Source organism: Candidatus Accumulibacter aalborgensis (assembly GCF_900089955.1).
GTDB lineage: Bacteria > Pseudomonadota > Gammaproteobacteria > Burkholderiales > Rhodocyclaceae > Accumulibacter > Accumulibacter aalborgensis.
This window is the reverse complement of the sequence record NZ_FLQX01000144.1, coordinates 25,442-32,734: the sequence shown is the minus strand read 5'-3', so window position 1 is coordinate 32,734 and position 7,293 is coordinate 25,442. Positions and strand designations below refer to the sequence as shown.

The 7,293-nt window shown below is 63.1% G+C and carries 9 protein-coding genes; 1 reads left to right on the top strand and 8 read right to left on the bottom strand.

Going from position 1 to position 7,293, the window contains the following annotated elements; genetic code table 11:
• The coding region (locus tag ACCAA_RS17425) for a DUF4351 domain-containing protein (protein WP_245754649.1) at positions 1–428 on the top strand (428 nt) is incomplete at its 5' end.
• An 89-nt stretch (positions 429–517) separates the two neighbouring features.
• Here ACCAA_RS17425 and ACCAA_RS17420 read toward each other — a convergent pair.
• The 8 genes from ACCAA_RS17420 to ACCAA_RS17385 form a co-directional block, all read right to left on the bottom strand.
• Positions 518–835 carry a type II toxin-antitoxin system RelE/ParE family toxin gene (locus tag ACCAA_RS17420; RefSeq protein WP_186408520.1) on the bottom strand — a complete coding sequence of 106 codons (318 nt, stop codon included), beginning with the start codon at positions 833–835 and terminating at the stop codon, positions 518–520.
• Entirely contained in the window at positions 832–1,083 is a 252-nt protein-coding gene (locus tag ACCAA_RS17415; RefSeq protein ID WP_186408519.1) for a type II toxin-antitoxin system ParD family antitoxin, read from the bottom strand. The genes ACCAA_RS17420 and ACCAA_RS17415 overlap by 4 nt, the downstream gene beginning before the upstream one ends.
• Positions 1,084–1,281: 198 nt before the next feature.
• The gene (gene lnt, locus ACCAA_RS17410) at positions 1,282–2,778 is read right to left on the bottom strand and encodes an apolipoprotein N-acyltransferase (protein WP_245754648.1); all 1,497 of its coding nucleotides are present in this window, start codon (positions 2,776–2,778) and stop codon (positions 1,282–1,284) included.
• A 31-nt stretch (positions 2,779–2,809) separates the two neighbouring features.
• Complete coding sequence (locus ACCAA_RS17405) at positions 2,810–3,655, bottom strand: CorC family transporter (RefSeq protein WP_186408518.1); 846 nt, start codon at positions 3,653–3,655, stop codon at positions 2,810–2,812.
• 245 nt (positions 3,656–3,900) lie between these two features.
• Positions 3,901–4,392 carry an rRNA maturation RNase YbeY gene (gene ybeY, locus ACCAA_RS17400; protein WP_186408517.1) on the bottom strand — a complete coding sequence of 164 codons (492 nt, stop codon included), beginning with the start codon at positions 4,390–4,392 and terminating at the stop codon, positions 3,901–3,903.
• Positions 4,379–5,407 carry a PhoH family protein gene (locus ACCAA_RS17395; RefSeq protein WP_186408516.1) on the bottom strand — a complete coding sequence of 343 codons (1,029 nt, stop codon included), beginning with the start codon at positions 5,405–5,407 and terminating at the stop codon, positions 4,379–4,381. The genes ybeY and ACCAA_RS17395 overlap by 14 nt, the downstream gene beginning before the upstream one ends.
• Entirely contained in the window at positions 5,404–6,780 is a 1,377-nt protein-coding gene (miaB, locus tag ACCAA_RS17390; protein ID WP_186408515.1) for a tRNA (N6-isopentenyl adenosine(37)-C2)-methylthiotransferase MiaB, read from the bottom strand. Before miaB ends, ACCAA_RS17395 begins: the two co-directional genes overlap by 4 nt.
• A 12-nt stretch (positions 6,781–6,792) precedes the next feature.
• Positions 6,793–7,176 (bottom strand): hypothetical protein, encoded by a 384-nt coding sequence (locus ACCAA_RS17385; RefSeq protein WP_186408514.1) that lies wholly within the window; start codon positions 7,174–7,176, stop codon positions 6,793–6,795.
• Between the last annotated feature and the right edge of the window lie 117 nt (positions 7,177–7,293).

Here is a 7,293-nt window from a genome sequence, read left to right as displayed (position 1 = left end):
TCCCTCTGTCTCAGCCTCGAACAGCTTGCGCCAAACAGGCTGAATCACCGCGCGACGTAACAGACCGGCCCGACCTGCGTCGGATGTTTGCTCTCTGGATACGAGCAACATTGATGCGCAGGGCGGAACACCGTATCGTGTTGCCTCGGATCGATGATCTGCAGGAGATGAACGTCATGCTGGCTGAACGACTCGAAGAATGGGCGCACGCCTACAAGGCTGAGGGCAAAGCCGAGGGTAAAGCGGAGGGTAAAACCGAGGGTGAAGCGCTGGCGTTGCAGAAGTTGTTGAGAAAGCGTTTCGGTGCCGTGCCTGCGGATGTTCTGGCGAAAATCGCCGGCGCTTCCCTTGAGCAACTCGATACGTGGCTGGATCAGGTGCTGGATGCCCGGAGTCTGGACGATCTCTTCGGGCCGACCACGCACTGATGCAAAGCGCATCCCTCCCAACATCGCTGCGCGCCAATCTTTCAGCATCCAGCCTCGCGTGGCCTGTCCCTCATGGCTCTGTCATGGCGTTACAGTGCTTCAGTCAGGATCGTGGCGATGTCTTGGCGTTCGCCGAGTAACCTGACGACATCAAGGTGCTGGTCACGCTCGAAGTAGAACCAAAGCAACGGGAATCCGATTACCCGCCAACTCCGCAGATTGGGAATGCCAATAGTGGCACCGAGTGTCGGCGAGCCTATGCCAGGGTCAACTTCGAGTTGATCGAGTGCCGTGTTGGACGCGATCACCAGACGTACCGCGACGGTGCTTCCGGCTTCCTTACGGTAATAGCGTACCTCGGCGTGGCGGTCACGCTCGGCTTGCGGACGAAGAATAGCCGGCTTCAATCGGCTTCGCCGCGGGCAATGGCAAGCAACTCTTCGTCGTCAGCTTTGCTCCGCGAGACGCCGGCCCCGGACGCCAGCCCTTCCTCGATGAGATCGCGCAGGCGCCTCTTGGCCTGCTCTTCCTGGTCCCTGCGGACCAGATCGCGGATATATTCGCTGGTATTCCCGTAGTTGCCGGCGGACACGCGCGCGTCGATGTAGGTGCGCATGGCTTCCGGGAGGGCAAAACTCATGGTGTGTCGGCTCATGGAGAAATGATGGATACTGTGACAACTGTTGTCAAGACTCGCGAATCCTGTCTGAGGAATCCTCCGTATCAGGGATCGTCTCTCTCGGCTGGCTCTTGCCTGCGGTTTGCGGAAATAACGTCTTGCGCTGCGAGCAGGTCGGTGGACCGGTGTCGTGTCTTCATCGACCCGGACGGCCGTCAAGCCGCTGCGCAGAGATCATGCCCTGGGCACCATCGTCTGGCGGCTGCTCGTGAAAGCAATCAGTAAAGCAGCCAGAACCATCACCGGCCAGTTGCCCCAGCGGACATAAGGCGTCGCTCCAGAGTAGCCGCGCACCTCGCCGACCAGAGCGCCGCGGGTGAACGGAGGCAATGCCGACAGCACACGCCCATCGATATCGACGATGGCCGTCATGCCGGTATTGGTCGCCCGCAGCATCATGCGGCCGGTCTCCAGGGAACGCATCTGGGCGATCTGCAGGTGCTGCGCCGGGGCCAGTGAGTCGCCGAACCAGGCGACGTTGGAGAGGTTGACCAGCAGCGTGGCGGCGGGCAGCGCAGCGATGATCTCCTCGCCAAAAGCGTCTTCGTAGCAGATGTTCACCGCGACGTTCTGGCCGGCCAGACGCAGCGGCGGCTGGCCGGGCGAACCCGCGGTGAAGTCCGACATCGGGATGTTGGCCATGGCCATGAACCAGGCAAAACCCGCTGGCACGAACTCGCCGAAGGGCACCAGATGGCGCTTGCTGTAGTGTTGTTGCCCGCCTGCGCCCAGGCTGAGCGCCGCATTGTAATACTGCCGGCTGTCGGCGACGGCGATGCCCAGCAGCAGGTCGCCGTTCTGGCGCAGCGCAAGCTGTTGCAGGGCGTCAAGATACTCGCCGGGGACCTGATCGAGAAAGGCGGGCAGGGCGGTCTCGGGCAGTACCGTCAGCCGCGCGGGATTCTCCGCAGCCAGGCGATGGTAGGTGCGTAGCGAGTCGAAGAAGCGCTCGGGACGCCACTTGATGTCCTGCGCGACGTTTCCCTGCAGCAAGGCCACCGACAGCGGCTCGCCAGTCGCCTGTGTCCAGCGGACCTCATGGAGCAGAGCGCCGCCCCCCAGCACCACGGCCGTGGCCAGCAGGGGTAGAGCCGGGCACCAGCGCAGCCAGCCGCGGATGCTGCACGCCTCGGTCGACAGCCAGCGCCTGACGACCTCGAAAATCAGTCCGCCAAGCAGCGCCGAAGACCAGGAAACGCCAAAGACCCCGAGCAGTGGCGCATAGCCGGCGAGCGGACTCGGCGTCGCTTGCGAGTAACCCGCTGCGAGCCAGGGAAAGCCGGTGAACGCCCAGCCGCGCGACCACTCGGCGAGCGTCCACAGGCTGGCGAAGAGCAGCGCCCGACGGAACCAGCCGGGAGTGGCCAGGCGAACGAACAAGGCGCCGGCCAGGGCTGGAAAGAGCGCCAGGACCGCACAGAAGAGGACGGTGGCCAGTCCCGCCAGCAGCGCCGGCATGCCACCAAAAACGCTGAGGCTGACATAAACCCACGACACGCCGGCCACGAACAGGCCGAAGCCATACGCTGCGGCGACCAGCGCCCCGCGGCGCACGCGTCTGGCGGTGCCCGTTTCCGCCTGGAGCAGAGCGAAGAGGCCGCCGAGGCTCAGCCAGTTGACCGCGAACCAACCCACCGGGGCAAAGGCGAGCACGCCTGCGGCGCCAAGCACCAGGGCGCCGAGGCAGCGCCAGAGCAGTTCCCTATTCAGAATCGGCGGCCGTTGGCGACACCGAGACGACCAGCGTGTAGATCCGCCGACTGTCGGCGCGCAACACCTGGAAGCTTGTGCCGTCGAGTACCACCGTTTCGTTGAACTGTGGTACTCGGCCAAGGTGGCGCAGGATCAGGCCGCCGACCGTATTGCACTTGTCGTCGCTGAAGCCGGTCCCCAGCGCTTCATTGAAGTCCTCCACCGCGGTATGCGCCTTGACGCGATAGAGACCATTCTGATCGAGCTGGATGTTGTCGTCGGCCTCGTCGAAATCGTATTCGTCCTCGATCTCGCCGACGATCTGTTCGAGCACGTCCTCGATGGTGATCAGACCGGCAATGCCGGCGTATTCGTCGATGACGATCGCCATGTGATTGCGCGACACGCGGAACTCGCGTAGCAAGACGTCCAGGCGCTTGAATTCGGGAATGAAAACCGCCGGACGCACCCAGTCACGCAGACTGAAGCCGTCTTCGCGCCGAACGCGCAGCAGATCCTTGGCCAGCATGATGCCGACCACATGGTCACGATCACCGTTGATGACCGGAAAACGCGAGTGGGCCGTGGTGTTGACCCGCGCGATGATTTCATCGAGCGAATCGCCGACGTCGACGACCTCCATCAGCGGCCGCGGCACCATGACTTCGCGCACGGTCATTTCCGACGCCGCGAGGGCGCCTTCGGTGATGCTCAGTGCGTCGGCATTGAGAAGCTTGCGCTGGTGTGCCGAATGCAGCAGTTGCATCAGTTGTTCGCGGTCTTCCGGTTCGCGCACCAGGAGCGAGGAAAGACGCTCGAAAAAGCCGGGTTTATGGCCGGCGTCGCTACTGTCCATGTTGACCTTTGATGAATGAGGCGTCAGCAGCGCAGGGACCCGTGGACCTCGCCGTCCGGCGCTGCTGAGAGCTTGTGAATAAAGCCGTGAATCGCGACTCGCTATCTCGTCATTCCCGCGCAGGCGGGAATCCAGCCTGTTTATCTGATTCTTTCAAGCAAATAATGTACACGCACTGGATTCCCGCCTGCACGGGAATGACGATCGGGTGGGACGGCAGCAATTTGTTCACAGCCTCTGACGCGTCACACCTCGTTCTCAGACTCCAGGCGCTGCACACACTCAGCGTACGGGTCCGGATAACCCAGGGCAGCGAGTATTTTGCGCTCACGGCGCTCCATTTCGGCCGCCTGCTGCGCGCTGTGCTCATGGTCGTAGCCTTGCAGATGCAGCATGCCGTGTACGATCAGATGCGCGTAGTGCGCTGCCAGCAATTTGCCCTGTTCTGCCGCCTCGCGTGCCACCACCGGCGCACACAGTACGAGGTCACCGCAGAGGAGTGGCTTCAGCGCGTAGGGGAACGACAGGACGTTGGTCGCGTAATCCCGGCGCCGGTAATCGCGGTTCAGGCGCTGCGCTTCGTCGGCCTCGACAAAGCGTACGGTGATCTGCCCACCGCGCTTGCCGGGGGCAGTCATCGCCGCCCGCGCCCAGGCCCGCACCTGCCGCTTTTTTGGCAACTCACCCCGTTTGCCCGTGTATTGCACGCTGATCTGCAGCCGTCTACCTGCCGGCATGCTTTGCCGTTGCCGCTGCCGCTTCGTTTGCCTCAAGCGCGGCGGTATGCGTTTCATAGGCCGAGACGATGCGCGCCACCAGCGGATGGCGGACGACATCTTCCTTGAGGAACTCGGTGAATGCGATGCCGCGAACTTCCTGGAGAATCAGGCGCGCTTCGATCAGGCCGCTCTTCTGGCCGCGTTGCAGGTCGATCTGCGTCACGTCGCCGGTGACCACCGCCTTGGCGCCGATGCCGATGCGGGTCAGGAACATCTTCATCTGTTCTGGCGTCGTGTTCTGCGCCTCGTCGAGGATGATGAAAGCGTGGTTCAGCGTGCGCCCGCGCATGTAGGCCAGCGGCGCAATCTCGATCGCGCCACGCTCGAACAGCTTGCCGACGCGCTCGAAGCCCATCAGGTCGTAGAGGGCATCGTAAAGTGGCCGCAGGTAGGGATCGACTTTCTGCGCCAGATCGCCGGGCAGGAAGCCGAGACGTTCGCCTGCCTCGACGGCTGGCCGCGTCAGCACGATGCGCTGCACCAGTTCGCGCTCGAACGCATCGACCGCCGACGCCACCGCCAGGTAAGTCTTGCCGGTCCCTGCCGGACCGGTGCCGAAAGTGATGTCGTGTTCCTGGATGTTTTTGAGATATTCGATCTGCCGTGGCGTGCGGCCGTGCAGTTCGCTCTTGCGGGTCATCAAGGCCGGTGAGACGCCGCCTCCCGACGAGATGTGGCGCACCGGCCGGTTGAGCAGTTCGATCAGGCCGAGCTGAATTTCGTCGACCGACAGCGTGTCCTTGGCCTGGGCGTAGAACTGCTGCAGCGCATCGGAGGCACGCGCCGTCTGCGCGACCTCGCCGCGCAGCGTGAAACGCTCGCCGCGCCGGGCAATCGTGACGTCGAGCGCGGTCTCGATCTGCCGCAGATTCTCGTCCAGCGGACCGCAGAGGTTGGCCAGTTGCCGGTTATTGACCGGCGAGAGCAGCAACTCGGTGGCCCGGCTTTTTGCGCCAGGAGCTTTTTCAGTCATGCGTGTCGGCTCACGATTTCACCGCGCAATGAGTGCGGCATCGCCGAAGTGATGCGCACATCGACGAAGCGATTGAGTAAAGGCGCGGCGTCACCGAGATCGGCAGGATCGGCTGCGAAATTGACCACTCGATTGTTGTCGGTGCGGCCGGCCAGTTCGTTACGGTCCTTCTTCGACAGCGCTTCGACCAGCACCCGCTGGACGCTGCCGACCATGGCGACGGAAACGGCCTGCGCCAGTGCGTCGATCCGCCTCTGCAGGCGCCCCAGACGTTCGAGCTTGAGCGCTTGCGGCGTGTCGTCGGCGAGCTCGGCCGCCGGTGTTCCCGGACGCGAGCTGTAGATGAACGAGAACGAGGCGTCGAAGGCGACGTCGTCGATCAGCTTCATCGTCTTCTCGAAATCTTCGCCCGTCTCGCCCGGAAAACCGACGATGAAGTCTGAGGAGAGCGACAGATCCGGGCGCGCCGCACGCAGTCGGCGCACCAGGCTCTTGTATTCGAGTGCCGTATAGCCGCGCTTCATCGCTGCCAGGACGCGGTCGGAGCCCGATTGAACGGGCAGATGGAGATGCGAGACGAGCTTGGGAACCGTGGCATAGACGTCGATCAAGCGCTGCGAGACCTCGCGCGGATGTGAAGTGGTGTAGCGAATACGCTCGATGCCGGGGATTTCAGCGATGTACTCGATCAACAGCGCCAGGTCAGCGGCTTCATCGCCGGCCGGCGCCTGTCCGCTGCCGGTCATCGAGCCCCGGTAGGCGTTCACATTCTGCCCGAGCAGCGTCACTTCCTTGACGCCCTGCGCGGCCAGTCCGGCCACTTCGGTCAGTACGTCATCGAACGGGCGCGAGACTTCTTCGCCGCGCGTGTAGGGAACGATGCAGAACGAGCAGAACTTGCTGCAGCCCTCCATGATCGAGACGAAAGCCGCCGCCCCCTCGACTCGGGCGGGCGGCAAGTGGTCGAACTTCTCGATCTCCGGAAACGAAATATCGACCTGCGACTTGCCCAGGCGACGGCGGTCGGCAATCAGTTGCGGCAGACGATGCAGCGTCTGCGGGCCAAAAACCACGTCGACGTAAGGCGCGCGGGCGACGATCGCCGCGCCCTCCTGGCTGGCCACACAACCGCCGACGCCGATCACCAGATCAGGATTGGCCATTTTCAGCAGGCGCACGCGACCGAGGTCGTGAAAAACGCGCTCCTGCGCTTTCTCACGGACCGAACAGGTGTTGAAGAGGATGATATCCGCGTCGTCAGGAGTGTCGGTCCTGACGATATCTTCGGATGCGGCGAGCACGTCGGACATCTTGTCCGAATCGTACTCGTTCATCTGGCACCCGAAAGTGCGGATGAACAGTTTTCTAGCCATCGTTTCCTTGACTTAGCGTGGACGTGGCAGCGCGGCTTCGCCGGGCGTCAGCATCCAGACGCGTTGAACGGAGCCGGCAGCATCGGTGAGATAGACCACGTCTACCGGGTTCTGAATTTGCATCGGCACGACGATCAGGTTTTGCCGGCTGCGGATCTGGGCCGTCGGGGCCAGTGGCCACTGACGCCCATTGATGACCAGGAAACCGTCGCCCGCCGGCGGTTGCATCACTCCCTGTTTGGCCTCGGGCGGCAAATTCCTGGCGATGGCGGTCGTTTCGTACCCCGCCTGCGGGTCGAGAGAAGGCGTCATGGCCATCTCGGCAATAGTGCTGAGGATGGTGTACAGGAGAGCTGCCGGGATGTCCATCGACGCATTATAGACAAGCTGGGCCACCGATGTCAGCTCTCATCGCCCACGTGCTCGGCAAGTCCGACCGAGATCGGAATCGCCGCCTTGACCGTGGTTGATGGGGGCCCCTATACTCTTGACGCGGCAGCAAGATGAAACGCC